This window comes from Hymenobacter terrestris (assembly GCF_013377905.1).
Taxonomy (GTDB): Bacteria; Bacteroidota; Bacteroidia; order Cytophagales; family Hymenobacteraceae; genus Hymenobacter; species Hymenobacter terrestris.
Map to the genome: position 1 here is coordinate 1 of NZ_JABKAV010000019.1, position 25,136 is coordinate 25,136.

At 60.8% G+C, this 25,136-nt stretch carries 24 protein-coding genes; 11 read left to right on the forward strand and 13 right to left on the reverse strand.

Annotation, left to right across the window (positions count from 1 at the left end; genetic code table 11):
* Window positions 1–1,054 (reverse strand): acyl-CoA dehydrogenase family protein (locus HW556_RS08700; protein WP_246289575.1); only part of this gene is annotated, 1,054 nt, incomplete at its 3' end.
* Window positions 1,055–1,287: 233 nt separating this feature from the next.
* Here HW556_RS08700 and purH point away from each other — a divergent pair.
* Entirely contained in the window at window positions 1,288–2,820 is a 1,533-nt protein-coding gene (purH, locus tag HW556_RS08705; RefSeq protein ID WP_176899636.1) for a bifunctional phosphoribosylaminoimidazolecarboxamide formyltransferase/IMP cyclohydrolase, read from the forward strand.
* A 104-nt stretch (window positions 2,821–2,924) separates the two neighbouring features.
* Here purH and HW556_RS08710 read toward each other — a convergent pair whose 3' ends face one another.
* Window positions 2,925–3,245 carry a PKD domain-containing protein gene (locus HW556_RS08710; protein ID WP_176899637.1) on the reverse strand — a complete coding sequence of 107 codons (321 nt, stop codon included), beginning with the start codon at window positions 3,243–3,245 and terminating at the stop codon, window positions 2,925–2,927.
* 240 nt (window positions 3,246–3,485) lie between these two features.
* Here HW556_RS08710 and HW556_RS08715 point away from each other — a divergent pair, with 240 nt between their 5' ends.
* From HW556_RS08715 to rodA, 5 genes are all read left to right on the forward strand, one after another.
* On the forward strand, window positions 3,486–4,511 hold the full coding sequence (locus HW556_RS08715; RefSeq protein ID WP_176899638.1) for a rod shape-determining protein: 1,026 nt from the start codon (window positions 3,486–3,488) through the stop codon (window positions 4,509–4,511).
* 200 nt (window positions 4,512–4,711) lie between these two features.
* Window positions 4,712–5,635: a rod shape-determining protein MreC gene (mreC, locus tag HW556_RS08720; protein ID WP_176899639.1), complete on the forward strand. Its 924-nt coding sequence runs from the start codon at window positions 4,712–4,714 to the stop codon at window positions 5,633–5,635.
* Entirely contained in the window at window positions 5,632–6,168 is a 537-nt protein-coding gene (locus tag HW556_RS08725; RefSeq protein ID WP_218136888.1) for a hypothetical protein, read from the forward strand. Before mreC ends, HW556_RS08725 begins: the two co-directional genes overlap by 4 nt.
* Window positions 6,169–6,464: 296 nt before the next feature.
* Window positions 6,465–8,309, forward strand: a complete 1,845-nt coding sequence (mrdA, locus tag HW556_RS08730; RefSeq protein ID WP_176899640.1) for a penicillin-binding protein 2 — start codon at window positions 6,465–6,467, stop codon at window positions 8,307–8,309.
* Between the two features lie 119 nt (window positions 8,310–8,428).
* Entirely contained in the window at window positions 8,429–9,727 is a 1,299-nt protein-coding gene (rodA, locus tag HW556_RS08735) for a rod shape-determining protein RodA (protein ID WP_176899641.1), read from the forward strand.
* Window positions 9,728–9,749: 22 nt separating this feature from the next.
* Here rodA and HW556_RS08740 read toward each other — a convergent pair whose 3' ends face one another.
* Window positions 9,750–10,808: a hypothetical protein gene (locus tag HW556_RS08740; protein ID WP_176899642.1), complete on the reverse strand. Its 1,059-nt coding sequence runs from the start codon at window positions 10,806–10,808 to the stop codon at window positions 9,750–9,752.
* A gap of 59 nt (window positions 10,809–10,867) precedes the next feature.
* Window positions 10,868–12,010, reverse strand: coding sequence for a hypothetical protein (locus tag HW556_RS08745; protein ID WP_176899643.1), 1,143 nt, complete (start codon window positions 12,008–12,010; stop codon window positions 10,868–10,870).
* 34 nt (window positions 12,011–12,044) lie between these two features.
* On the opposite strand from HW556_RS08745, the gene HW556_RS08750 reads away from it, so the two are divergent.
* The 4 genes from HW556_RS08750 (at window position 12,045) to recO (ending at window position 16,361) form a co-directional block, all read left to right on the forward strand.
* Window positions 12,045–12,377 carry a 2Fe-2S iron-sulfur cluster-binding protein gene (locus HW556_RS08750; RefSeq protein WP_176899644.1) on the forward strand — a complete coding sequence of 111 codons (333 nt, stop codon included), beginning with the start codon at window positions 12,045–12,047 and terminating at the stop codon, window positions 12,375–12,377.
* 40 nt (window positions 12,378–12,417) lie between these two features.
* Window positions 12,418–13,020: a thymidine kinase gene (locus HW556_RS08755; protein WP_176899645.1), complete on the forward strand. Its 603-nt coding sequence runs from the start codon at window positions 12,418–12,420 to the stop codon at window positions 13,018–13,020.
* A gap of 69 nt (window positions 13,021–13,089) precedes the next feature.
* Window positions 13,090–15,465, forward strand: coding sequence for a type IX secretion system anionic LPS delivery protein PorZ (gene porZ / locus HW556_RS08760; protein ID WP_176899646.1), 2,376 nt, complete (start codon window positions 13,090–13,092; stop codon window positions 15,463–15,465).
* A gap of 179 nt (window positions 15,466–15,644) precedes the next feature.
* Window positions 15,645–16,361: a DNA repair protein RecO gene (recO, locus tag HW556_RS08765; RefSeq protein WP_176899647.1), complete on the forward strand. Its 717-nt coding sequence runs from the start codon at window positions 15,645–15,647 to the stop codon at window positions 16,359–16,361.
* 174 nt (window positions 16,362–16,535) lie between these two features.
* Here the strand turns inward: recO and HW556_RS08770 are convergent, their stop codons facing one another.
* From HW556_RS08770 to HW556_RS08800, 7 genes are all read right to left on the reverse strand, one after another.
* Window positions 16,536–17,513 carry an FKBP-type peptidyl-prolyl cis-trans isomerase gene (locus HW556_RS08770; protein ID WP_246289576.1) on the reverse strand — a complete coding sequence of 326 codons (978 nt, stop codon included), beginning with the start codon at window positions 17,511–17,513 and terminating at the stop codon, window positions 16,536–16,538.
* A 187-nt stretch (window positions 17,514–17,700) separates the two neighbouring features.
* Window positions 17,701–18,177, reverse strand: a complete 477-nt coding sequence (locus tag HW556_RS08775; protein WP_176899648.1) for an FKBP-type peptidyl-prolyl cis-trans isomerase — start codon at window positions 18,175–18,177, stop codon at window positions 17,701–17,703.
* A gap of 25 nt (window positions 18,178–18,202) precedes the next feature.
* Window positions 18,203–18,742, reverse strand: coding sequence for an FKBP-type peptidyl-prolyl cis-trans isomerase (locus HW556_RS08780; RefSeq protein ID WP_176899649.1), 540 nt, complete (start codon window positions 18,740–18,742; stop codon window positions 18,203–18,205).
* 43 nt (window positions 18,743–18,785) lie between these two features.
* A complete protein-coding gene (locus tag HW556_RS08785; protein WP_176899650.1) occupies window positions 18,786–19,277 on the reverse strand; it encodes an FKBP-type peptidyl-prolyl cis-trans isomerase in 492 nt (163 codons plus the stop codon).
* A 28-nt stretch (window positions 19,278–19,305) separates the two neighbouring features.
* Window positions 19,306–19,836 (reverse strand): FKBP-type peptidyl-prolyl cis-trans isomerase, encoded by a 531-nt coding sequence (locus tag HW556_RS08790; protein WP_176899651.1) that lies wholly within the window; start codon window positions 19,834–19,836, stop codon window positions 19,306–19,308.
* Between the two features lie 107 nt (window positions 19,837–19,943).
* Window positions 19,944–21,002, reverse strand: a complete 1,059-nt coding sequence (locus HW556_RS08795) for an FKBP-type peptidyl-prolyl cis-trans isomerase (protein WP_176899652.1) — start codon at window positions 21,000–21,002, stop codon at window positions 19,944–19,946.
* Window positions 21,003–21,055: 53 nt separating this feature from the next.
* On the reverse strand, window positions 21,056–22,099 hold the full coding sequence (locus HW556_RS08800; protein WP_176899653.1) for a DHH family phosphoesterase: 1,044 nt from the start codon (window positions 22,097–22,099) through the stop codon (window positions 21,056–21,058).
* Window positions 22,100–22,386: 287 nt separating this feature from the next.
* Here HW556_RS08800 and HW556_RS08805 point away from each other — a divergent pair, with 287 nt between their 5' ends.
* Window positions 22,387–22,791: a nucleoside-diphosphate kinase gene (locus tag HW556_RS08805; protein WP_176899654.1), complete on the forward strand. Its 405-nt coding sequence runs from the start codon at window positions 22,387–22,389 to the stop codon at window positions 22,789–22,791.
* Window positions 22,792–23,087: 296 nt separating this feature from the next.
* On the opposite strand, the gene HW556_RS08810 is transcribed toward HW556_RS08805, so the two are convergent.
* Window positions 23,088–24,455, reverse strand: coding sequence for a nucleoside permease (locus HW556_RS08810; protein WP_176899655.1), 1,368 nt, complete (start codon window positions 24,453–24,455; stop codon window positions 23,088–23,090).
* A 272-nt stretch (window positions 24,456–24,727) separates the two neighbouring features.
* On the reverse strand, window positions 24,728–25,123 hold the full coding sequence (locus HW556_RS08815; protein ID WP_176899656.1) for a group III truncated hemoglobin: 396 nt from the start codon (window positions 25,121–25,123) through the stop codon (window positions 24,728–24,730).
* Window positions 25,124–25,136 lie beyond the last annotated feature (13 nt).

The following is a 25,136-nucleotide window of genomic DNA, read 5'->3' on the forward strand; positions in this document are numbered from 1 at the left end:
GGCGCTCGAAGGGCTCGGGCCGCAGCAGGCCGCGGGCCCCCACGCATCGCTCGGCCAGCGGCAACACCCGCAGGCAAATATCCTCGATGGCCGAGCGTACGAGGTTGGCGTGGGCTACCACAGTTTCAGCGTCGGGGCCAGGGCGGGCGGCCAGCTCGGCGGCGGCGTGCAGCCAGTGCTGGCCGCTAGCCACCAGAATGCTCAGCTGACCCAGACGCTGGCGCTGGTAGGGGTCGTCGGTTCGACCAAGGGCACGCAGAAAGCGGCGGGTTTCGTCGAATATGGCTTCGGCCCCGCCCAGCTGCACGGCGGCAAACCGGATGGCTCCACCGCTGAACCAAGGCTGCTGGTAATAGTCGCCGGGCGCACCCAGCAGCTGCTCAGGGACCACTTCCAAGCCCGTAAAATCGACCCGGAAGCTGGCCGAAGCCCGCATGCCCAGCGGCCGCCAGAACCGGGCGTCGTATTCGGGTGCCTGGGTGTCGGCGGGGAGTACCAGCATCTGCCAGCCGCCGTCGGGCAGGGCGGCCGTAAGCAGCGGGCGGGTGAGGTGGCCGGCACCCGAGCCGAAAGTTTTGCTGCCGCTGAGCCGGTACCGGCCATCGGACAGCGGCTCCAGCTTCACGCCGTCGTGCGCCTCGGTGTTCCAGACGCCAAACAGGTGGCCCGCCCGGGCATCTGCGGCCCAATTCTGCACCTGCGCCGGCCGGCCGAAACGCTTTATGAGCTGCAAGGCGTTGGCGTGGCCCTCATATACCCGGCCCACCGCCAGGTTGCCCCGCCCAATGTGGCGCAGGGTGCTGAGCAGCTCGTAGGTATGGGCAGGTTCGTTGAGGCCGCTGCCACCAAGTGCCTCGGGCAGCGGGGCAGCCAGCAGCCCGGCCTCGCGGAGCCAGTTGAATTCCTTGGTCGGGAAGCCGCCCTCAACGTCGGAGTGGGCGGCCTGGGCGAAGAGGCGCGGGGTGAGGGCTGCCGCCCCGGCAGCGGCCAGCGCTGGAGTAGCCGCGGGTAAAGTAGCGGCAGAAGTAGCAGGTGGATTAATCAGTTCAGGCATAAAAAACAGGGCCGGATGACAACTGTATCCTCTACGCACAGCAGCCCGCTTCGGCTGCCACGGTTGAGCTACGGAACTCGCCCGGTTGCCACCGCGCCGTGTGCTGCCCGAGTTGACTTTGTAGTAGTGCGGGCGCTGTGGCCGGGCCGGCTTAACAATTCGGTAACAGCCGGCCGCGCGCCGGTGCCTACCTTCGCGGAGCATTTCACAAACTCTTTCAGCCCCCTTCCGCCATGTCGCAGCCCATTCGTTCCGCCCTGATTTCGGTGTATTACAAAGACCGTCTCGGCCCGCTCGTGGAGTTGCTGAGCCAGCACGGCGTAACGATCTACTCGACCGGTGGCACCCAGCAGTTTATCGAGGAGCAGGGCGCGGCGGTAACGGCCGTGGAAACTCTGACCGGCTTTCCGGCCGTGTTTGGCGGCCGCGTGAAAACGCTGCACCCCACCGTGTTCGGTGGCATTCTGCACCGCCGCCACGAGGCCTCCGACCTGGCCGAAGCTGCCCAGCACGGCATCCCGCCCATCGATCTGGTGGTGGTGGACCTATACCCGTTCGAGGAAACTGTGGCTTCGGGCGCCGCTGAGGCCGATGTGATTGAGAAGATTGACATCGGCGGCATCTCGCTGCTGCGGGCGGCGGCCAAAAACTACCGCGACGTGCTCGTGGTCAGCAGCCGCGACCAGTACGCGCAGGTAACCGAGCTGCTGGCCCAAAAGAACTGCGCCACCGACCTGGAGGACCGCAAGCAGTACGCCGCCGCTGCCTTTGCCACCACCGCCCACTACGACACCGAAATCGGCCGCTATTTCATGGGAAGCAAAAACCCGGCTTCCACCGAAAAACCGGACAGCGCAACCGCAACACCTCTGCGCTACGGCGAAAACCCCCACCAGGCGGGCACGTTCCACGGCGACCTGAGCGCGTTGTTCGACCAGCTCCACGGCAAGCAGCTCAGCTACAACAACCTTGTGGATGTGGACGCGGCCGTGCTGCTCATGCGCGAATTCGAGGCGGCCGGCCCAGCCGCCTGCGCCATTCTCAAGCACACCAACGCCTGCGGCGTGGCCCAGGCCGATACGCTGCACCAGGCCTACCTCAACGCCCTGAGCTGCGACCCGGTGTCGGCTTTCGGCGGCGTAATTATCATGAACAAGCCAGTGGATGCGGCAACGGCCGAGGAGCTGAACAAGCTGTTTTTCGAGGTGCTGATTGCGCCCGAGTTCGAGGCCGAGTCGCTGCCGCTGCTGCAGAGCAAGAAAAACCGGATTCTGCTACGCCAGAAGCCCGTGCAGTTTCCGGTAAAGCAGGTGAAAACCTTGCTCAACGGCACTATTGAGCAGGACTTCGACCAGGCCATGGAAGGCGCGGCTGAATTCAAAACCGTAACTGAATCGGCCCCGACTTCCGACGAAATGGCGGCCCTGGAATTCGCCCTCAAAATCTGCAAGCACACCAAGAGCAACACCATTGTGCTGGCGCGCGCCGGCCAGCTGCTGGCCTCGGGCGTAGGCCAGACCTCGCGGGTGGATGCCCTGCGCCAGGCCATCGAGAAGGCCGGCTCGTTTGGGTTTGACCTGAACGGGGCGGTTATGGCTTCCGACGCCTTCTTCCCCTTCCCCGACTGCGTGGAAATTGCCGGCGCGGCTGGCATCCGGGCCGTGGTGCAGCCCGGCGGCTCCATCAAAGACCAGGATAGCATTGCCGCCTGCAACCAGTTGGACATGGCCATGGTGCTGACGGGCGTGCGCCACTTCAAGCACTAATTATCTGCCCGAGGCTTAAAACTTCGCCCCGGACTATGCTTGTCGAAGTGATGCGACAAACATGGCCCGGGGCGAAGTTTTAAGGCTACAAGCACCTTACTGCTTTATTGCACAATGGTAACGGGCTTGCTTGTGCTGGCCGACTTACCGTCGCCCTTAGCCGTGAGCTTAATTGTGAAGTTGCCGGCAACATTGTACTTGTGCTTGGCCTTAATGCCAGTGTCGCTGGCTCCATCGCCCCATTCCCAAACAAAACTGTCTGCATCGGAGGCACAGCCGGCGTTTACCTCTACCTCGTCGTTGACTTTAGAGCTAGGAATCCCTTTCTCAATGGTGAAGCAGGCGTCGGGCTTTTTGCTGCAACTCGTCAGCCATAAGCCGCTTATGAGAAGGGCCGCACTCAGCCGGGTAAAGGAGGTGTTCATGAAAAAGTTATATTAGTGGCAGGTGGGTGCAAGATATATGATTCGCAGTTAGCAGAACCAGTGTTAAAGAATTCTGCACACAGTGCGTACTGCCGCCCCGACCGTTGGGCAACATGCGCCAAGAGGCAATAGCGCGGGCCCGGACAACGGTACCATTATGGGCCCACTTAAATCTTCCGTACTTTTGCCCCACTTTTGACGGGCGCAAGCGCCCCGTTCTCATTTACTTGCCGTAACGCAATGGGTTTCTTCAATTTCTTTACCAGCGACATTGCCATCGACCTGGGCACGGCCAACACGCTCATCATTCACAACGATGTTATCGTGGTGGACGAGCCGAGCATCATCGCCAAAGACCGCACGACCAATAAGGTAATTGCCGTGGGCCGGCAGGCGCAGCAGATGCACGAAAAGACCCACGACAACATCAAAACTATCCGGCCCCTGAAAGACGGCGTAATTGCCGACTTCCACGCCGCCGAGGAGATGATCAAGGGGCTTATCAAGATGATTGATACCCGCAACCGCCTGTTTCAGCCCTCGCACCGCATGGTTATCTGCATCCCGTCGGGCATTACCGAAGTGGAAAAGCGGGCCGTACGTGACTCGGCTGAGCACGCCGGCGCCAAGGAGGTCTGGATGATTCAGGAGCCCATGGCCGCCGCCATCGGTATCGGTATTGATGTGGAGCAGCCCATCGGCTCGATGATTATCGACATCGGGGGCGGCAGCACCGAAATTGCGGTTATTGCCCTTTCGGGTATCGTCTGCGACCAGAGCATCAAAACGGCCGGCGACGTATTCAACCAGGATATTCTCGACTACATGCGCCGCCAGCACAACCTGCTGATTGGCGAGCGGAGCGCCGAGCGCATCAAAATTGAGGTAGGCGCGGCCCTCACGGAGCTGGACGTTACGCCGCCCGATTATGAGGTGCGCGGCCGCGACCTGATGACGGGCATCCCGAAAGTTATCAAGGTAACGTCTTCGGAAATCGCCATTGCCCTCGATAAGTCGGTGGCTAAAATTGAGGAAGCCGTGCTCAAGGCCCTCGAGATCAGCCCGCCCGAGCTGTCGGCCGACATCTACGAAAACGGCATTCACCTGACCGGCGGTGGTGCCCTGCTGCGCGGCCTCGACAAGCGCCTAGCCGCGAAAACCAAGCTGGCCATTCATATTGCCGAAGACCCGCTGCGCGCCGTAGTGCGCGGTACCGGCAAGGCCATCAAGGACATTCAGGCTTTCCGGGGCGTGCTTCTTACTTAGAAGCTAGGAGCTAGAATTGAACGTCATTCAGCGCGAAGCGAAGAATCTTGCGTGGCACCGTTGCACTACCTTTGTCCAACGTCAGCCCGCAAGATTATTCGCTTCGCTCTGAATGACGTTCTTTTTTCAGGCAGTTAAACCTTCCGTTACCACGGCCTGTCCGCTTCTAGCTACCAGCTTCTACCTACCAGCTTCTCCGAATGAATAACCTGTTCGCCTTTCTGTTTCGCTACCGGGCTTTCCTGGTATTTGCGGTGCTGGAAGTGCTGAGCCTGTTTTTATTAGTGCGCAATAGCACGTACCAGCGGGCCGCGTTTTTCAACTCGGCCAATACCTACGTGGGGCAGGTGCTGGGCTGGCGCAACCAAGTGCAGGATTATTTCCGGCTGGCCGATGTGAACCAAGAGCTGATGCGCGAAAACGCCCGGCTCCGCCAGCAGTTCTATCCGCCCGACCTGGGCGGCCGCACCGCCGATTCGCTGCCCGTTCGCCAGGACAGCACCACCCAGGCCCGGCTGGCCATTCTGGGCCGCCCCGATTCGCTGCTGCTGGGCTTGCGCCCCCTGGCCACCCGCGACCCCGATTACCCGCTGATTCCGGCCCGGGTAGTGAGCAGCACCCAGCGCCTCGTAGATAATTACCTCACCCTGAATGTAGGCCGCGCCGATGGCGTGCGCGACGGCATGGGCGTAGTGTCGGCCGAAGGTATTGTGGGCCGGGTGAAGGTATTTTCGGAACATTACGCCACCATTGCATCGGTGCTGCACTCGCAGAGCCGCACCTCGGCCCGCATCCAGCGCGACGGCACCATTGGCACGGTGCGCTGGCTCGGCGACGACCCCACCCACGTGCTACTCGACAACATTCCGCGCCAGAACAAGCTGGTGCGCGGCGACACAGTAGTGACCTCGGGCTATAACGCGGTATATCCGGAGGGCGTGCTGGTGGGCACCGTCGACTCGTTTGTGAAGGAGCCGGACAAGAACTTCTGGACGGTGCGGGTGCGGCTGGCCACCGATTTTTCGCGCCTCACCTACGTGTACCTGGTGACCAGCCGACCTCAGGCCGAGCGCGACACGCTGGAGCTACGCGCCGGCATCAAACCCGAAACCAAGCGTCCATGAGCGGAGGAATTTTCAGCGTTCTGTGGCAGGCGGTGCGGGGCGTGTTCTACCTGGCCCTGTACGTGCTGCTGATTAGCGGCACCGATTTCGTGCTCTTCAATCTGGCCTGGTGCTTCATTTACCTGGGTTTTCTGCTGTTTCTGCCGCTGGCCACGCCGCTGGTGGTGCAGCTGGTACTGGGTTTTGTGGTGGGTTTCTCGCTCGATATGGTGTTTGACACCGGTGGGGTGCACGCCGCCGCCGCCGTGCTGCTCATGTACCTGCGGCCCTGGGTGCTGCGCCTGCTCACCCCCCGCGACGGCTACGATACCCAGGATTCGGTGAACATCCACCAGATGGGCTGGCAGTGGATGGTGGTGTACCTGGTGCTACTCACGGCCATTCACCACGCGGCTTTCTTCCTGCTGGAGCTGGGCTCGTTTCGGTTTGTGGGCCTTACGCTGGCCAAAATCGTGCTCAGCACGCTCTACACGGGCCTGGCGCTGCTCATCATCCAGTTGGTGTTCTTCCCCACCAAGCGCCGCAAGCGGTAGGGAAAAGGTAGGCTGCGTGGGGTTGATGGAGGGAAAGAAAGAAGTGAGAACGGTGTCATGCTGAGCGAAGGCGAAGCATCTCTACCGCAGTGCTAATACTGACGACTGCACAACGAAGCGGTAGAGATGCTTCGGCTACGTTGCACTCTGCTCAGCATGACGTTCCTTTTTCCCGTCTTCCCGCGCGTCAACTCTCCATCTCACCTTGCCCGCACCTTTTCCCAACGGTCGGGGTTACCTTTGTCTTCTGACCGCCTGCTCGGGGCGGAAACCCTTTCCTTTCAGATTCTTCTGCCTTGCAATACCTCGAAGGCCGCAAATACGTCGTCCAGGCAATTTTCCTGGCCGTCGCGCTGGTTTTTGCGACGCGCCTGTTCTACATCCAGGTTCTGGACAGCAGCTACAAGCTGGCCGCCGACCGCAACACGCTCCAGCGCATTGTGCAGCCCCCCTACCGGGGCCTGATATACGACCGTAAGGGCCAGATTCTGGTCCAGAACACGCCCGTGTACGACCTGATGGTGGTGCCGCGCGAAGTGAAGCAGCTCGACACGCTGCGTTTCAGCCAGCTGCTGCAGCTGCCGCTGGAAGAGGTGCGCGAAGGCCTGCAGCAGGCCCGTAAGTTCAGCCGCGTAAAGGCCTCGCCGCTGGTGCAGAACCTGAATACCCAGGAGCTGGCCGCTATCCAGGATAACCTGATCGACTTTCCCGGCTTCAGCGTGAAAGCGCGTATGGCCCGCTCGTACAACACCCACACCATGGCCCACGCCCTGGGCTACGTGGGCTCGATTACGCCCAAACTACTCGAACGGCCCCAATATGCCAAGTACCAGCCGGGCGAGTTTTTGGGTATTACGGGCCTGGAGTCATTCTACGAAAAGCAGCTGATGGGCCGGCGCGGCGTGCAGTACCGCATGGTAAACGTGCGCGGCATCGAAAAAGGGGCCTTCCGGGGCGGTGAGTACGACACGCTGTCGGTGGCCGGCCAGGACCTGCACCTGAGCCTCGACTCGGAGCTGCAGGGCTATGCCGAAAAGCTGATGGCCGGCAAGCGCGGCTCGGTGGTGGCCCTCGACCCCAAAACCGGCGAAATCCTGGCCTTTGTGTCGGCCCCAATGTTCGACCCCGAAATGCTGTCGGGCAAGGGCATGGGCAACCGCTATATGGAGCTGCTCAACAACCCCGAGCAACCACTGTTCAACCGCCCCCTGATGGCCACCTATCCGCCGGGCTCCACCTTCAAGCTGGTGAATGAGCTGGTGGCGCTGCAGGCGGGCGTGGTGACGCCCAATACACCATTTGCGTGCAATTTTAAGCTGGTGCGCTGCACCCACCGCCACGAGTACCCCAGCAACGTGGGCATTGCTATCAAGCAGAGTTGCAACCCGTATTTCTACCAGGTAATGCGCGCTACCGTGCTGCGCGGCCGCTCCAGCAACCGCTTCGAGGATGCCCGCTTGGGCCTGGGTGAGTGGCGGCGGCAGGTGATGAAATTCGGGCTGGGCGAGAAGCTGGGCGTGGATATGGGCAACGAGAAAAGAGGCCTGGTTCCGTCGCCGGAGTTTTACGACAAGCGCAACGGCTACCACCGCTGGACGTACCGCACGGTATACTCGCTGAGCATCGGGCAGGGTGAAATTGGCATTACGGGCCTGCAGATGGCCAACGTGATGGCCACTATTGCCAACCGCGGCTGGTACTACACGCCCCATTTTGTGCGCGGCATCGGCAGTGGCGGCCCGCTGCCCGAGTACCAGGTGAAGCACACGGTAGGCGTGGACGCGCAGCACTTCGAGGCCATCGTGCCAGGCATGATGAGCGTGGTGGATGGCAACGGCGGTACCGGCAACAACGCCAGCCTGGCCGACGTGGGTATTTCGGTGGCCGGCAAAACCGGCACCGTGCAAAACCCCCACGGCGACGACCATGCCACCTTCGCCGCCTTCGCCCCGGCCCAGGACCCCCAGATTGCCATCGTTGTGTTCATCGAAAACGCCGGTTTCGGCGGCAGCTCGGCCGCCCCGCTGGCCGCACTGGTTATTGAAAAACACCTGCGCGGCAAAATAGCCCCCTGGCGCCATCGTTGGGAAGAGTGGCTGCCCGGCCCCGCCGACCGCTTCATCAAGCGCCGAAAATACTGATAGAGTTGTCCAGAGAGTTACTCAGAACGTCATGCTTCGGAAGGCCCAGCATGATGTTCCTCTGACGTTGGAAACTGCTCTATCAAACCAGGAAACAATTTTTAATTCTCAATCAGTAATTGAATTCGCTCCCCGCCCGCTATAACCGCAGCATCGACTGGGTCACGGTTCTGCTCTACCTGCTGATGGTGGGGGTGGGCTGGCTGAACGTGTACGCGGCCAGCTACTCGCCCGATACGCCCGCCAATCCGCTCAGCTCGTTGAGCTTCGGCCAGCTGATGAGCTACGACTGGTTCAAGCAGATTATCTGGATTGGAACGGCTCTACTGCTCGTGGTGATGGTGCTCGTCGTCGACCCCAAGGCCTACGATACGCTGGCCTACGGCCTGTATGGGCTGATGATTGTGCTGCTAATTATTACGCCCTTTATTGCCCGGCCCATTGCCGGCTCGCGCTCGTGGCTGGAACTGGGGCCAGTGCGCCTGCAGCCCGCCGAGTTTGCCAAGTTCATCACGGCCCTGGCGGCCTCGCGCTATCTGGCCAGCATCAACCTGCGCCAGCAAAGCTTCCGCGACCAACTGGTGCTGGCCGGCCTCACGCTGCTGCCGCCGGTGCTCATCATCGCGGCCAATGAAACGGGGCAGGCGTTGGTGTTTGCGGCGTTTCTGCTGGCCTATTTCCGCGAGGGCATGTCGCCTATTATCCTGCTGATTCTGGCCGCTGGAGCTGTTATCCTGATTCTGGCGCTGCTCGTGCCTAAGCTGTGGCTACTGGCCGGATTTACGGTGCTGCTGGTAATTGCGCTGGCGGCCAACTGGCGGACGCTACGGCACTACATTCCGCTGAGCCTGGGCGTGTGGGCGGTGGTTGTCGGCATGGTGTTCGGGGTAGATTTCTTCTTCAACAACGTGCTGCAGGACCACCAGCGCAAGCGCATCGAAATCCTGATAAACCCCTCGGCCGACCCGCTGGGCGTGGGCTGGAACGTCACGCAGTCTAAAATTGCCATCGGCTCGGGCGGGCTGGCCGGCAAGGGCTTTTTGCAGGGCACTCAAACCAAGTTCGATTTCGTGCCCGCACAAAGCACTGATTTTATTTTCTGCACCGTGGGCGAGGAGTGGGGGTGGCTGGGCTCGATAGTCACCATTGGCCTGTTCATGGGCCTGCTGGGCCGCATCGGCTACGTGGCCGAGCGGCAGAAATCGGTGTTTGGGCGCACCTACGGCTACTGCGTGGCCAGCATCATCTTCTTCCACTTCTGCATCAACATCGGCATGACCATCGGGCTTGCCCCGGTGGTGGGCATCCCGCTGCCGTTCTTCAGCTACGGCGGCTCCTCGCTGTGGTCATTCACCACGCTGCTCTTTATTCTGCTGGCCATTGACGCCGCCCGCAAGCAGGATCTGGAGCGATACTGAGAAGGCTGAGTGAGCCCTCGACTCACTCACTGATGTGTACTGGCTGATTTGGCCGCAACCAATCAAACATCGAATCACGGCCAACAATCAACGAAAAAGCCACCGCGAAAACCGGGGCGGCCAGGTAGCCCATGCGGCCCAAATCACCCGAAAGCAGCATGTGGGCGGCCACGATAACCAGCAGCCCGATTCCGGACCAGCCCACGGCGGGCAGCCAAGCCTGACGGGCCGCACGGCTGCTCAAACCGGCCAGCAGCGCGAGGCTGAAGAAGCCAAAGATGCTGAAGATTTCACCCGCGCCCTTCACTGAAAACAGCCGCCGCAGCGAGTAACCCAGGTTTTCGAGGTGGCCCAGGGCATTGGTTACGCTGGCTTCCGGCGGCGTGCCGGCCTGCTGGTCAATCCAGAGGCGCAGGGCCAGCCAAGCGGCCCCGCCCAGCACCAGCCAGGCCAGCTGCCAGGGCCAGCGCAGCGCGTGGCGGCCGTACCACAGCAGCCACGGCACCAGCATGAGGCCCGATTCTTTGGCGGGCAGCGCCAGCAGCAGTACGGCCACTACTGCCCCGGCCGAGTTGGCCCGCACGGCGTAAAACGCCAGCGCAAACACCAACAGGTACAGGCTATCCACGAGCGGTAGGCCGGCCGTGTACACCGTCCAGCGGCTCGTGAAAACGGCCGCCAGGGCCAGCGCGGCCGCTAGTGGTGTGGCTCCGCAGAGTTGGCAGGTGCGGAACATCACCAGCCCCGCGCCAGCCAGCAGCAGGCAGTTCACCACGTAAAAGGCCAGCCGCAACGGCCACTCGGAGCCGGGACGCTCGGGCCAGATGCGGGCGTACACCTGCTCGATGGGCCAGGCCACCGCGGCAGCCAGCGCCGGCACCAGGGGCCGGTAGCGCCGCGTCAGGCTCACGCCTTTAAACTCACCGCGAGCCACGCTCAGGTAACTACGCGTATCGAGCGAGTGCGAGAAATCGTAGTGCCGGTACATGGGGTAGGCCGGCCCCGCCACCAGGCCCAGGCCCAGCAGGTACACCAGCAGCCAGTGGGGCCAGCGCAGAGGGGCAGCGGCGGGGTGAGACATGGGGCGGCAGTGAAGAAACGAATGGAGCCAGCCCCGAAGCTGGGGCTGGCTCCGGAAAATCAGGCGCTGAACTTGCGGTCGATCAGGCGCAACAGCTTGTTTACGTGCTCGTCCTTGCGTACCCACTGCTGTTCGGCGGCCAGGTTGTCGGTTACGTAGCGCTTGGCCGCATCGGCGTCGGGCAGCGTGTCGAGGTGCTGGATGGCGGCGTGGTAGCGCATGTTCTCGCCCCCAAACAGCTCGTTGATAAAGCTGAACCGCTGATTGATGGAAATAGCCTCGCGCAACGACTCGACGTTTGGGGCTTTGTCGGCCAGTGTGGCGGCGCGCTCGGGGCGCAGGGTTTCGCTCAGCGAGGGGGAGCCCGCCCGCTCGGCCTTGAGCTTGGCGTGCAGCGGTACAACAGCCTCTGCCTCGGCTACAGGCGCTGCTTTAGCCACCGGAGCTTCCGGAGCCATTGGAGCCGGCGCTACCGGCGCTGCGGAAACGGCTGCAGACACGGGAGCCGGAGACGGAACAGGCGCGGCTTCGGGAGTCGCCCGAACCGGCACTGCGTCAGGCGGTGCCGATGCTTCGCGTAACTCCTCTTCGGTAAGTGGCAGCAGCTCGTTGAACTGTGCTACCAGTTCCGTTAGAGGCTCCAGCTGGCCGGAATTGGTTTCCAGGTGCTGGCTGAAGCGGCTGATGAGGTAGTCGCGTGGCTGCACCTGGCCAGCCGGCAGCGCGTCGATGAAACGCTCGAATAGGTCCTTGTTGGTATTGAGGTAGCGCAGGCCCTCGCGCAACTGTTCGGGCGTGCGTGGGCCGGCTTCGGCGGGCAGCAGCTTGGTGGCCAGCGTATCGGTCGGGCTGAGGGCACCGGCCAGCGTGTCGGCCACGGCCTGGGCCAGCAACGGCTCGTAGGTGGGCCGGCTGAGGCGGATGCGCCGCGAAAGCACGTTCATGAACTGGGTGAGAGCCTGGCGCACATCGGCATCCTCGAAGTCGAAATACGCGCTGCGCAACTGAGCCATTTCGGCGGTCCACTTGCCCAGCAGCTCCTGCACCACAAACAGGTTTACCTGCCGGATAGGGGTGAAACTGAGTACCGCCGGGCCATCGAGCGTGGCCGTGGGGCGGGCCCCGAAATGTTGGTCGCAGAGCCGGGCTGCCAGCAGCCGGCCGTATTGTTCACGCTGTGCGTGGCTATATTTGGTATTCATTGAGAGCCTGGTTCAGCGAGCAATTTACAGAAAGATGCCCACTCTGATTGTTGAAAACCTGGCCGGCGTGGCCATTCCGGTGCCTGCCGGGGCCACGCTGCTGGCCGCCATCCAGGTGGCCGGCCACGACTGGCAGCATGCCTGCGGAGGGCGGGGCCGTTGCGTTACGTGCCGGCTGCGGGTGTGCGCCGGGGCCGAGCTGCTGAGCGAGCCCACGGCCCCCGAGCTGCGCTACCGCGCCGCCGGCCGCCTCCGCCCCGATGAGCGCCTGAGCTGCCAGACCCGCCTGCCCGCCGGCCAGGTAAGCGCCCGCGTACCCCGCGCCACCCAGTTGCCACACGTGGTGTATTCGCTTCGCTCTGAATGACGTTCTTTTGTATTCCCTCATTCACCCATTGACTCCGCCTGTGTTTATTGAACCCCGCGTTGGTACGCGTCCTGGTAGCAACAGCGCCCGCCGGGGCTGGATTGAAGTTGTGTGCGGCTCTATGTTTTCGGGTAAAACCGAAGAGCTGATCCGGCGGCTGAAACGGGCCGAAATTGCCCGCCAGCGGGTGGAAATCTTTAAGCCCGCCCTCGACACCCGCTACCACGCCGAAGATGTGGTGTCGCACAACCAGAACAGCATCCGCAGTACGCCCGTGCCAGTGGCCCAGGAAATCCTGCTGCTGGCTACCAGCTGCGACGTGGTGGGCATCGATGAGGCTCAGTTTTTCGACGAATCGTTGGTGGAGGTTTGCGTGCAGCTGGCCAACGGCGGTACCCGCGTAATTGTGGCCGGCCTCGATATGGATTTCCAGGGTCAGCCCTTCGGCCCCATGCCCGCCCTGATGGCCGTGGCCGAGTTCGTAACCAAAGTACACGCCATCTGCGTGCGCTGCGGCGAGCTGGCCTCCTACTCGTTCCGGGTAACGGCTGCCGAAGACAAAATTCTGCTCGGTGAAACCGATGCCTACGAGGCCCGCTGCCGCGTCTGCTTTCAGGAAGGGCTGCGACAAAAGGCGAAATAAGGCCCGGCACTAAAGCCCGGCCTGGGGCGTTAACTTGCGTCTGTTCGCCTCGTTTTTACCGCCCGCTACATGAGTCTATTCTTACGCCTGCGCGCTGCGCTGCTGTCGCTTTTTCTGCTGCTGGCTTTCCTGCCGGCCGGCCCTGCCCGGGCCCAGTCGGCGGCGGCTGGCTACGGCGAGTGGCAGCTGCACCTGCCCAACAACCGCGCCCTGGCGCTGGCCGAGGCCGACGACCGGGTGTATGTAGCCGCTCAGGATGCGTTCTTCTACCTCGACAAGAAGCTGGGCACCACCCGCCTGCTCTCGCGGCGCGACGGCCTGAGCGACGTGGGCGTGAGCACGTTGGCCTACGACTCGGTGGGCCAGCAGCTGCTGGTGGTGTACCAGAACGCCAACCTCGACCTGCTACGCCTGCAGGACGGGAAAATCAGCAACCTCAACGACATTTTCCGCAAAGACATCAACGGCGGCAAAACCGTGTATCAGGTCCAGATTACCGGGCGGCGGGCCTATCTGTCGGCCAGTTTCGGCATAGTAGTCCTCGATCTGGATAAGCGCGAAATCCGGGATTCCTACACCAATATCGGGCCTGGCGGCACGGTGGTGCAGGTATACGCTACGGCCGTGGCCAACGGTACGCTCTTCGCCGCCACCTCTAACGGGCTGATGCGCACCAGCCTGGCCGGCAACCCGCTCGACTTTCGCACCTGGACCACCGACCTGCCCGCCCGTTCCGGCGACCCCTTCCGCACGCTGGCCGTGCAGCAAGGCCGGGTGGTGGCTGGCATCAACGGCGACCGGCTTTACGTGTACACCGGCCCCGGAAGCTGGCAGCCGCTGGCTGGTTCGCCGGTGGGCGTAAACTTCCGGCAGCTGACGGCTTCGGCGGCTGGCCTGCTGATAACCGAGCCGGCCCAGGTATCGGTGCTGGATGTGGTTACCGGCGTCCGGCGTCTCACGCTGCGGCCGGCGCTTTTGAGCAACCCACAGGCCAGCCTGCGCAGCCGCGACGGGAATTTTTATGTGGCCGATTTTGATAACGGGCTGCTGCGTATTGCTCCCGATGGCCAGCAGGCCGAGCAGTTCCTGCGCAATGCCCCCGCCGGGGCCCAGGCATTCAGCGTGCTGGCCGATGCCCGCACCAACACCGTAAACATCTTCACGGGCGGCTACACCGACCGGTATGTACAGCGCGGCTTCCTTCGGGGTTTCTACGAGTTTCAGCAGGGGCAGTGGACCAACATCACGCCTGCCACCCTGCCCGACCGGAATCAGTACCCCAACCCCCTGGACCTGACCCGGGGAGTCCGCACGCCCGACGGTACCCTGTATGTGGGCAGCTACGGCAACGGCCTACTGGAGTGGAAGGGACCGGGCGAGTTCCGCCTTTTTAACCCCACCACCAACCTGCCCAACCCCCTGCGCAGTGCTATAGCCAACCCTAACTTTACCCGCGTAACCGATATTGCGGCTGATGCTGAGGGCCGCGTGTGGGTAGTAAACCGTCACCAGATAGCCGGGCAGTCGGGCCTGTTCGTGTTCGACCCCGTGGCCAGCAGCTGGCGCATTATCGATTACTTCGCGGGCAGCGAAAACCTCGACCGCATTGCCCTCGACGATGCCGGCGCGGCCTGGGTATCGCGGGCCCGGGCCCCGAACAGCGGCCTGGGCATGGTGGCCCACAACGCCGAAACCCGCGAAACCCGCTACTATATCCAGGCGGTGGGCCGCGAAAGCACTGTGCGCGACATCAACGACGTGTACGACGTAGTTAAGGACCGCGTGGGCGACATTTGGGTGGGTACCAACAAGGGTCCGGCCTTCTTTCCCAACCCCGGCGGCGCCTTCGACCCCCAGCAAACCATCGGTTTTCAACTGCCTTATGTGGATAAAGGTGGGGAAGGTGAGGTGGGCTTTGCGACGTTGGACAACCAGAAGATAAACGGCATTGCCATTGATGGAGCCAACCGCAAATGGTTTGCCACCGAAAGCGGCCTCTGGCTGTTTACGGCCGATGCCAACGAGGTGCTGCTGCATTTCACCACCGAGAACAGCCCCTTGCCTTCCAACAACATCGTGGATGTGGCCGTGAACGACAAAACCGGCGAAGTATTCGCCGTGACGGACGCGGGCGTGGTCAGCTACCGCGGCGACGCCACCATTACCGAAGGCAAGCCCAGCTGCGCCAGCGTGTTTCCAAATCCTATTCGGCCCGATTACGCCGGCCCAGTGGGCATTTCGGGCCTGGCCAACAACGCCAGCGTTAAAATAACCGATGTGGCGGGCCGAATCGTATACCAGACCCGCGCCAACGGCGGCACCGTAAGCTGGAACCTGGCCGACTACAATGGCCAGCGCGTACGCTCGGGCGTGTACCTGGTGCTCACCTCCGACGCCGACGGCAAAAACGGCTGCGTAAGCAAGATTGCCGTGGTGAGCCGGTAGATTTTAGTATTGAGTAGTGGGTACTAAGTAGTTAGATGAAAAGCCGCGGACGAGCAGCAGAAGCGGCTATGGTTGCATTGCGCTAGCCGGAGCCTGTTCTCATTTTCCTTCACCTTACTTATCAACTAACCAACCAGAAGTCAACTCACTACTCAATACCAACTACTCAATACTGAAATATGCTTATCAAAACCCGCGGTATTGTGCTTAGCCATATTCGCTACCGCGAGACCAGCATTATTGCCCGCGTGTACACCGAGCGGCTGGGCCTGCAGAGCTACCTGGTGAATGGGGTGCGCAAAGCCAAGCCGCCCGGCCGGATTGCCTTGTTTCAGCCCCTCACGCTGCTGGAGCTGGTGGCCTACACCTCGCGCAACGGCGGCCTCACGCGCCTCTCGGAGTTTCGGTGTGCCGAGCCTTTCCGCACGCTGCCCTACGATGTGCGCAAGAGCAGCATTGCTCTGCTGCTGTCGGAGGTGGTGAGCCGGGTGCTACTGGAGGAAGAGGAGAACGAGCCGATGTTCACGTTCCTGCACGACTCGGTGCTGGCCTTCGACCGGCAGCAAACGGGCTTCGAAAACTTCGCACTGGTGTTTCTGCTGCAGCTAAGCCACTACCTGGGCTTCGGGGCCGAAACGGGCGAGGAAATTACCACCCAGGTAGCCTTTGCCACCGACGCTGCGGCCGGTACCAACCGTGGCCCCACGGCCCTGCGCCGCGAGTTCGACCAGTACCTCGACGAGTTGATTCGCACCCCGGCTTCAGCCTCCATCCCCAACGGCCGCGTCCGACGCGAGCTGCTGGGCGTACTCATCCGCTACTACCAGCTCCACGTCGAGCGCCTCGGCGACATCCGTTCCCTGGCCGTGCTGTCGGAAGTGCTGGCGGAGTTGTAGGGAAGGGAGACACGAGAGGGGAGAAGCAGAACGTCATTCTGAGCGAAGCCGAAGAATCTCTACCGCTTCGTTGAAATTGCTACAACGAAGCGGTAGAGATTCTTCGACTCCGCTCAGAATGACGTTTCTTCACTAACCACTAACCACTAACCACTAACCACTAACCACTAATCCCTACTTCACGTCCACCAGCTCCACATCAAACAGCAGGACGCTGTTGGCGGGGATGGACTCGCCGGGGCTGCGGGGGCCGTAGGCCAGAGCCGAGGGGATGAGCAGGGTGGCTTTGGCACCTTTGGAAAGCTGGGCTAGGCCTTCATCCCAACCCGGAATAACACGGCCGGCGCCCAGCGGAAACTCGATGGGCTTGTTGCCGTGGTTGGCTGAGGCATCAAACTCCTGGCCGCTCAGCAGCTGGCCCCGGTACAGCACCGAAACCGTTTGGCCGGGCTGCGCTACCGGGCCGCTGCCGGGGCGGGTAACCACATAGTATACGCCGCGGGGCGTTTTTTTGGGCTGTAGCTGGCGCTCTTTGGCGTAGGCCAAAATAAGCGCTTCGTCGCGGCGGGCCTGCTCGGCGGCTTTAGTGGGGGCTGTTTCCTGCTGGCGAACTTCCTCCTGCCGCATCTGCGCCTCCACTTCGGCCGGCGTTTGCACGCTTACGGCCTTGGCGAATACCAGCATAGTAGGGCCGGCCCGGCGGATGAAACCGGGCACGGGCTGCCGGAACGACTTGCTGAACACCGTGTCGAGGTTGAGGCGGAACACGCCCGAGTCGCCGGGCTGGAGCAGCGCCAGCGCCTGCTCGACACTACCGCCCTGGCTGGGCCGCAGGGTGTCGAGCGGTACGCGCACGGGCTGGCTTTCGTTTTGGCGGCGCGAGTGCATGAGCACCGAATCTTTGGCGGTTCGGAACTGCAGGTGCAGGCTCAGAATGCGGCCTACGCGGCCGGCGTAGGTGGGGTCGCCGGTAGCAGGCAGAGCGGGGCGAAGCACGTAACGCCCTTTTTCAAGCCGATAGATGCGGTACTCCAGGCCTGATTTCAGCCGGTTGTACGGCACAGGTTTACCCTGAAACGATACCAGTCCCGCCGCCGCCAGCAGCAACGCACTCACCGACCCCAACACGCGCATCCGGACAGAATAAGGCATACAAACAAGTGCTTTTAGAAACGTGAACAAAAGTAGCACACGCTTCGAACAAGAAAAAAACGGTCATTCCGCCCAAGCAGAACAACCGTCGTACCGTTTTTTACTTCCCGAAGCTGTTTTAAATAATCAATAGAACGGTTACGCTGAGTATGTGGCTCTAAGCGCCACATACTCAGCATAACCGTTCCTATTTCACCTTCAGCACTTCCAGCTCAAAAATCAGGTCGGCGTTGGGCGGGATGAGGTAACGGCGCTTATCGTCGTCGTCAGGGTCCGTGAGGCCTTTGGCACCGTAAGCCAGCCGGGCGGGTATCCAGACGCGCGCCCGGCTACCCGCAGGCAGCAGCAGCAGCGCCTCGTCAAACCCTTTGATAACCTCTTGCTCGCCCGCCCGCACCTTCAGCGGGCCGCCCTGCTGCACCGAGGTATCAAAAATATGCCCGTCGGCGGCCAGAAAGCCGGTGTAATGAACGCTAACCCGGCTGCCGATTTTTGGCGTCGGGCCGGCCCCCGGCTGGCGCAGCGCATAGCGCAGGCCCGACGAGGTAGTGAGAGCCCTAGTTTCCAGGCTGTCGGTGGGGGAGAGGGGCGCAGCGGTGGTGAGGGTGCGCTGGGCATGGCCAGCCAGGGGCCAGCCGCCCAATAATAGTATAATAGCCCACATCAGCCCTTGCCGCATCACTCAGTTGTTATTCTACGCTCAGGATTTCCATATCAAACAGCAGCGGCGTTCTGGCTGGAATGGGTCCCGATGCTTCGAACCCGTACCCCAGATAGGAAGGAATGAGGACCAGTTTACGGTCGCCCTGGCGCATTTCGAGCGTCGCCTCGTCCCAGCCTTTTATCACCCCGCCAGCTCCATTGCGGAAGCTGAAGCAGCCGCAGTCGGTGCGGTTGGTGCTGGAGGCATCAAATACCTGCGACTCGTTGCGCTCGTTGATAAACCGGCCCACATAGTTAACGGTCACTTTCTGACCGGCCTTAATCAGCGGGTTGGCTGCCGGACCATCGGTGAGAGGCACCAGATAGATGCCTGAATCGAGCCGGCGGTAGGTGGTGATGGCGTTACGGGTCAGGTAGGCCTGAATGGTGTCGTCATCGGCCTTCTTCTGGGCCTCAATCACCTTAGGGTCAATCTGGAAGGGGTTTGCGGGTTGCTCGCAGCCGCTCATGAGCGAGGCTCCCGCCAGCAGGACCAGCAACGACAGAAACAGGGTCAGTTTTTTCATTATCATAGAGCAAAATGGAAACGCCACCGCCTGTGAGGCCGGCTTACTTGATATTTACCACCTCCACATCGAAGCGCAACACCGAATTGGCCGGAATAGAGCCCGTTGCAGTATTGCCGTAGGCCAGACCCGATGGAATAAGCAGGATGGCCTTGGTGCCCTTATTGAACTGCTTGAAAGCCCGGTCCCAGCCCTTGATTACTTGGCCCGCACCCAGCACGAATGGAAAGCCAATAGTGGACTCCTTGGTTTCGTCGAACACCTGGTCATCGAGCGTCGAGCCTTTATACTTGACAATGATGGTTTGGCCCTTTTTAGGCAACGCGCCCGTGCCGGTCTTGGTAACCGCCACGAAGATGGTCGAGTCTTGCGTGAAGCCCGTTAGGTTGTTGGCCTGAATGTAGTTGGTAATCAGCTGCTCATCGCGCTCGGCGAAATTGGTGGCAGGCTCATTATCATCGTCCTTTTTGCAGGCGCCAAACGCAAAAAGCAACATCAGCAGAAAAAAAGGAAGCAGCGAAAACCGGGAGTTCATGGCAGGCGAAATGCGTGGTGAGAAAATGTTACTGAACCCGCAGCAGCTCTACATCGAAGCGCAGCACGGAACGGGCCGGAATCGGGCCCGTGGCGCGGGCGCCGTAGGCCAGGTCTGAGGGGATGAGCAGGATGGCTTTGCTGCCGGGGCGCAGGCCGATGAAGCCCTCGTCCCAGCCCTGAATAACCTGGCCCCGCCCTACTGTAAAGGTAAGCGGATCGTTGTTGCGGTTGGCCGTCGAGTCGAAAATGCGGCCATCGAGCGTGAGGCCGGTGTAGAGCGTCGTCAGCTGCTGGCCGGCTACGGCCGGGTTGCCGGTGCCGGGCTGCGTAACGGCCACGTACAGGCCCGACGCCTGACGTACGAAGCCCGTCAGGTTGTTGGCCTTGATGTAGTCGGTAATCAGTTGCTCGTCGCGCGCGGCGTAGTCGGTATCATCGGTAGGGTCGGACTGACAGCCGGCCAGCAGCAGCGGCAGCATAATCAGTAGCAGCGCCAGCGTGTGGCGGCTGCGCTGGCCAGTGCGGTAGACAGCAGAACAAAGGGAAGAGAACAGCATCAGCAGGAAGAAAAAACATGGAAACCCCTGAGGGTAGGATACAAAAACCCCCGGCCGGGTTGCACCGCAGGGCCGGGGGCTTATGCTAAACGAGCAGGTGCCCGATATTATTTGCCTTGCTGCTGGCGCTGTATGGCTTCAATCTGACGACGAATTTCGGCTTCGTCCATCTGCGCGCCGGCAGCCGGCTGGGCAGGCGCGTTCTTGATGTCGACCAGCTCTACGTCGAAACGCAGGATGGCGTCAGCCGGAATGTCGGCACCGGCACCGCGCTGCCCATAGGCCAGCGATGAAGGCACCAGCAGGATACCCTTCGAACCCTTTGGGAACTGGGCAATGCCGGCATCCCAGCCCGGAATTACCTGGCCCTGGCCGATGGCGAAGTCGAACGGCTTGTTGCCTACTTTCTCCGACGAGTCGAACACTTTGCCGTTTTCCAGCAACGAGCCTTTGTAGAGCACCGATACAATCTGGCCGGCTTTGGGCTTGGGGCCGGGGCCAGCCGTGGTAATGGCGTAGTACACGCCCGAAGCATCTTTCTGAACGGTGAGGTTATTTTTCTTGGCGTAGGCCTGGAGGGCTACGTCATCTTTTTTGAGCTGTTCATCGGCGTAGGCGGCCATTTTGGCCTGCTGCTCCACCTGCATTTTCTGCACGTCGGCCTGGGCTTCGGCCTGGTCCTGCACCTTGTCCACCTTCACGTACATGGTCATGGTTTTGCCGGCCTTGCTCATGAACGCCGGTACCGGCTGGCGGAACGACTTGGCAAAAATGGTGTCCACGTTGAAGCGGAACACGGCCGAGTCGCCGGGCTGAAGCAGGCTGATGGCTTCTTCGAGGCCGCCACGTTGGGCCGCACGTACGGTATCGAGCGGCACGCGCACCGGGAAGCCCATCTGCTGCTTACGCGAGTTGAACAGCACCGAGTCTTTGGCCGTGCGGTACTCCACATGCAGGGCCATTATTTTGCCGATGCGCTCCTTGTACGTCGCGTCGCCGTCCTTGCTCACGTCCTTGTCTTCGTACTTGCCGGCCGCGGTGTTCTTGAAAATCTTGTACTCAATTCCCGAAGGCGTCTTGCTGAAATCCCCGCTTTTGTTGCAGGAAGCCATGCTCAGGATGCCGGCCGCCAGGGCCAGGCTCAGAAAGGTGCGTTGAAAAAACATGAAGGGGTTTGAGAGGAGTGAAGATGCAAAAACAGCGGCGAAGTTACGCCGAATTACGCCACCGGGGCCGGGCTGGCAAGCGGCGCGCCCAGCAGCTCTACCTGGTAGTCGGGCAGTAGCTCCAGGAAACGGTCGAGGGTGGCGGGCAGCGGCACGTGGCTGATGCCGCCGGCGGCGTTGTGGTGTCCCCCGCCGTTGAAGTGGCGGCGCGAAAACTCACTGGCCGAGAAGTCGCCTACAGAACGGAAGGAGATTTTAACGGCCTGGGTACGGTCGATGAAAATGGCGGCAAACACAATGCCCTCGATACTGAGTGCAAAGTTCACCAGCCCTTCCGTGTCGCCGGTTTTGGAGTGGTACTGACGCAGTTCGTCGGCCGTAATGGCAATGTAGGCCGTGTTGTACTCGCGCAGCACCGTGAGCTTGTCTTTCAGCACGAAGCCTAGAAAGCGCAGCCGCTCCTCCGAGTGCGAGTCGTAGATGCGACGGTGTACCTCGGACGTGTTAATGCCGGCGCTGAGCAGCTCGGCAATAATCAGGTGCACATTGCGCGAGGTGCTGGGGTGACGGAACGAGCCCGTATCGGTCATGATGCCCGCGTACAGACACTCGCCGATGCCGGAGTCCACCAGGTCCTGGTCGCCCAGGTCGCGGATAATCTCAAAAATCAGTTCGGCCGTCGCGGCGGCTTTAGGGTTGGAGAACTCAATCTGGGCGAACTGCTCCGGCTGCTGGTGGTGGTCGACAAGCACCTTCGTGCCGGGCGCGTCGCGTATGTACTCGCCTAACTCGTTGATGCGGCTCAGGCAGGAAAAGTCGAGGCAGAACAGCACCTCGGCCTGCTTCACCAGCTCCCGGACCTTGGCATCGTTGCGGCGCGGGTCGTACACCACTACCTCATCGTTGCCGGGCATCCAAGCCAGAAAATCAGGATAGTCGGAGGGGGTTACCACCGTAACGTGGTGACCTTTTTTACGTAAGTAGCCTGCCAGACCCAGCGACGAGCCCAAAGCATCGGCATCGGGCTTGTGGTGGGTGGTGATGAATACCTGCCGGGGATGGGCCAGCAACTCCTTTAACTCAGCAATTTGCGACATTTCCTACGGGGTAGGTGACTGAAAGTGGGCTGGTTAGCCCGAATGTAAAGGCGGCAAAATTCGGAAATATTCCGCTCTCCAACAAAACGCCTTTTGAAAAGGTGCGCTAAGGTAGTGCTTAGCGGGTAGTAGTTAAGGGTAACGCTTGCTATACTTTCTCGGCGACTCTTGAAGTCAAGGGCAAAGTCGCGACATGACACGTTCTGCCGCTAACCGGTGTTCGGTATAAAACTGCTACTTTTGCACCCGCAAATTTGCATTCTCTTTCAACCAAACAAACCTGCCTTATGGCCACCAACCGCACTTTCACGATGATTAAGCCTGATGCCGTGCAGGACAACCACATTGGTGGTATCCTCGGCATGATTGAGGCGGCCGGCTTCCGTATCGTGGAGCTCCAGAAAGTACAGCTGACCGCCGAGCGGGCCGGCCAGTTCTACGAAGTGCACAAGGAGCGCCCCTTCTACCAGGACCTCGTAAAATACATGTCGAGCGGCCCGATCGTAGCCGCCATCCTCGAAAAGGATAACGCCGTAGCCGATTTCCGCACTCTGATTGGCGCTACCAACCCCGCCAACGCCGAAGACGGTACTATCCGGAAGAAGTACGCCAAGAGCATCGAAGCCAACGCCGTACACGGTTCCGACTCCGACGAAAACGCTCAGATTGAGGGCGAATTCTACTTCAACTAAGTACAGCTTACGCTGATTCAGCTGATTTTTTTCAGCCTTGATTCAACATACAAGCCACACAAAAAGCCCGCCTGGCAATGCGCCAGGCGGGCTTTTTGTGTGGCTTGTAGTAGAGTAGTGGCCTTCAGCATTGGGGTGGTGGCCAGCTACCAAAAGCTAATGGCTGCTCGCGCAGAACGATGTAGGGTGCGGGGTTTGTCCCCGCCCGCCATTGAACGATTCAATCTTGGACCGTTCAACGGCGGGCGGGGACAAGCCCCGCACCCTACTCGTGCCAGCATAACAGTTCAAAATACTTATGCCTGCTCAATCGTCAGCAGCGGCTCTACCTCATCCACGTGCTCATCTACTAGGTTGGGGTTGTGCTTGTGTTTGAAGAGGAACACGAACAGCACGGCAATGACCAGCGCGTAGGCCGCGAAGGACAACCAGATGTTGTGCCAGTCCTTCACGCCGTTGGCATCGGTGAAGTAGCGCTCAATCACGATGCCGCTGATGGAACTGCCCAGCACCGCACCGAAACCGTTGGTCATCATCATAAACAAGCCCTGGGCGCTGGCCCGGATAGAAGCCGTAGTCTGGGTTTCGACGAACAGCGAGCCGGAGATGTTGAAAAAGTCGAAGGCCATACCGTAGATGATGCACGAGAGAATAATCATCCAGAGGCTAGATTCAAGGTCGCCGTAGGCAAACAGGCCGAAGCGCAGCACCCAGGCAATCATGCTGAAAAACATGACCTGTTTGATGCCGAAGCGCCGCAGGAAGAACGGAATAGCCAGAATGAAGAGTGTTTCCGAAATCTGGGAAATCGACATGATGATGGCTGGATACTTTGCAGCCAAGATTTGAAGACTATCAAGTGGATTCGATAGCAATTGACCTGAGAGCTGCAGAAACGATTTGAAATCGACGACCTCTGGCAGGGTAGGAGTTATCGTGGTAACCGCTAAATCGTGCAGGAAGGTGTCGCCATAGGCGTTGGTGAGCTGCAGGGCCGCGCCCAGCAGCAGCGCAAACAGGAAGAACACCAGCATCTTGGAGTCGCGCAGCAGGGCAAACGACTTGAGGCCCAATGCATCAACCATTGAGCGGCCGGGAGTGTCTTTGGCCAGCGGCGGGCACTTGGGCAGCGTGAATGAGTAGAAGCCCAGCAGGAAAGCCGCGCCGGCCGCCACGTAGAACTGGCTGGCCGACTTCTCGAAGCCTAGCAAACTCACCGTCCACATAGCCACAATGAAACCGATAGTGCCCCATACCCGGATGGGCGGGTAGTCCTTCACTACATCGAGCCCCTCACGCTTGAGCACCGAGTACGACACGGCAATGGACAGCGCCAGCGTGGGCATGTAGAAAATCATGTTCAGCAGAATCACCCAGAAAAACGTGCTGGGGTCGGTTACCAGCGGTACGGTACACAGCACCACCGCGCCCAGCAGGTGCAGCACACCGTAGAGTTTTTCGGCGTTGATGTACTTATCGGCCACGATGCCCATGAGCGAGGGCATGAAGATGGAGGCAATGCCCATCGTCGAGAAGATGGCCCCGAACTCCGAGCCCGACCACTGCTTGGTCTGGAACCAGTATGCCCCGATGGTAATCAGCCACGAGCCCCAGATGAAAAACTGAAGAAAGCTCAGAATAATGAGACGCAGCTTGGTACTCATGCAGAGGGCAGGTTGGTGAGTGAGGAGGGGCGCCGCCGAAGTCACAAAAAGACGTTGGCCAGCTGCGTGGCCCGGTTTGGCCTGGGTTTAGCCTTCAAATATAGGTAAAGTTGCCAGTGGTTGGCAGGGAACAGCGAGTAGTTGGCCAAAAACAGCGAGATTCTTCGCTACGCTCTGAATGACACGCTATTCGTACCCCACCTGCCAGCCCGATGCAGTCCGCCTGTCCTACCAAACAAACACCGGAGTTGTTACTGATGGGAGAGGGAGGGCTACAGAATAGAAAGCGGATTGTTGACCGCCCGCATGCGGTGCTCGAAAATGTAGGCAATGCTACCGGCCCGCACCTTGGCCTCCTGCGCTACCGGCCCGGCAAAAAGCGAGTCGACGGTGCGGCAGAACAGATAAAGCCACTGCTGGAAATGGCTGCTGCCGATGGGCAACGGGATATGCTTGGCAAAGGGCTGGCCGCGGTAGCGGTTGGTGTGCAGCAGCAGCCCGCTCCAGAAATCGTACATGCGCGGCAGGTGGGCTGCCCAGTTCACGTGGGCCACATTGTTGAAAACGGGTCCCAGCAGCGGGTCAGCATTCACGCGGTCATAGAAACTGTCAACCAAGGCCTTGATGTCGGCTTCGGTTTGAATATCGGGCAACACGTCGTCGGGCATGAGGGCAGGGAAA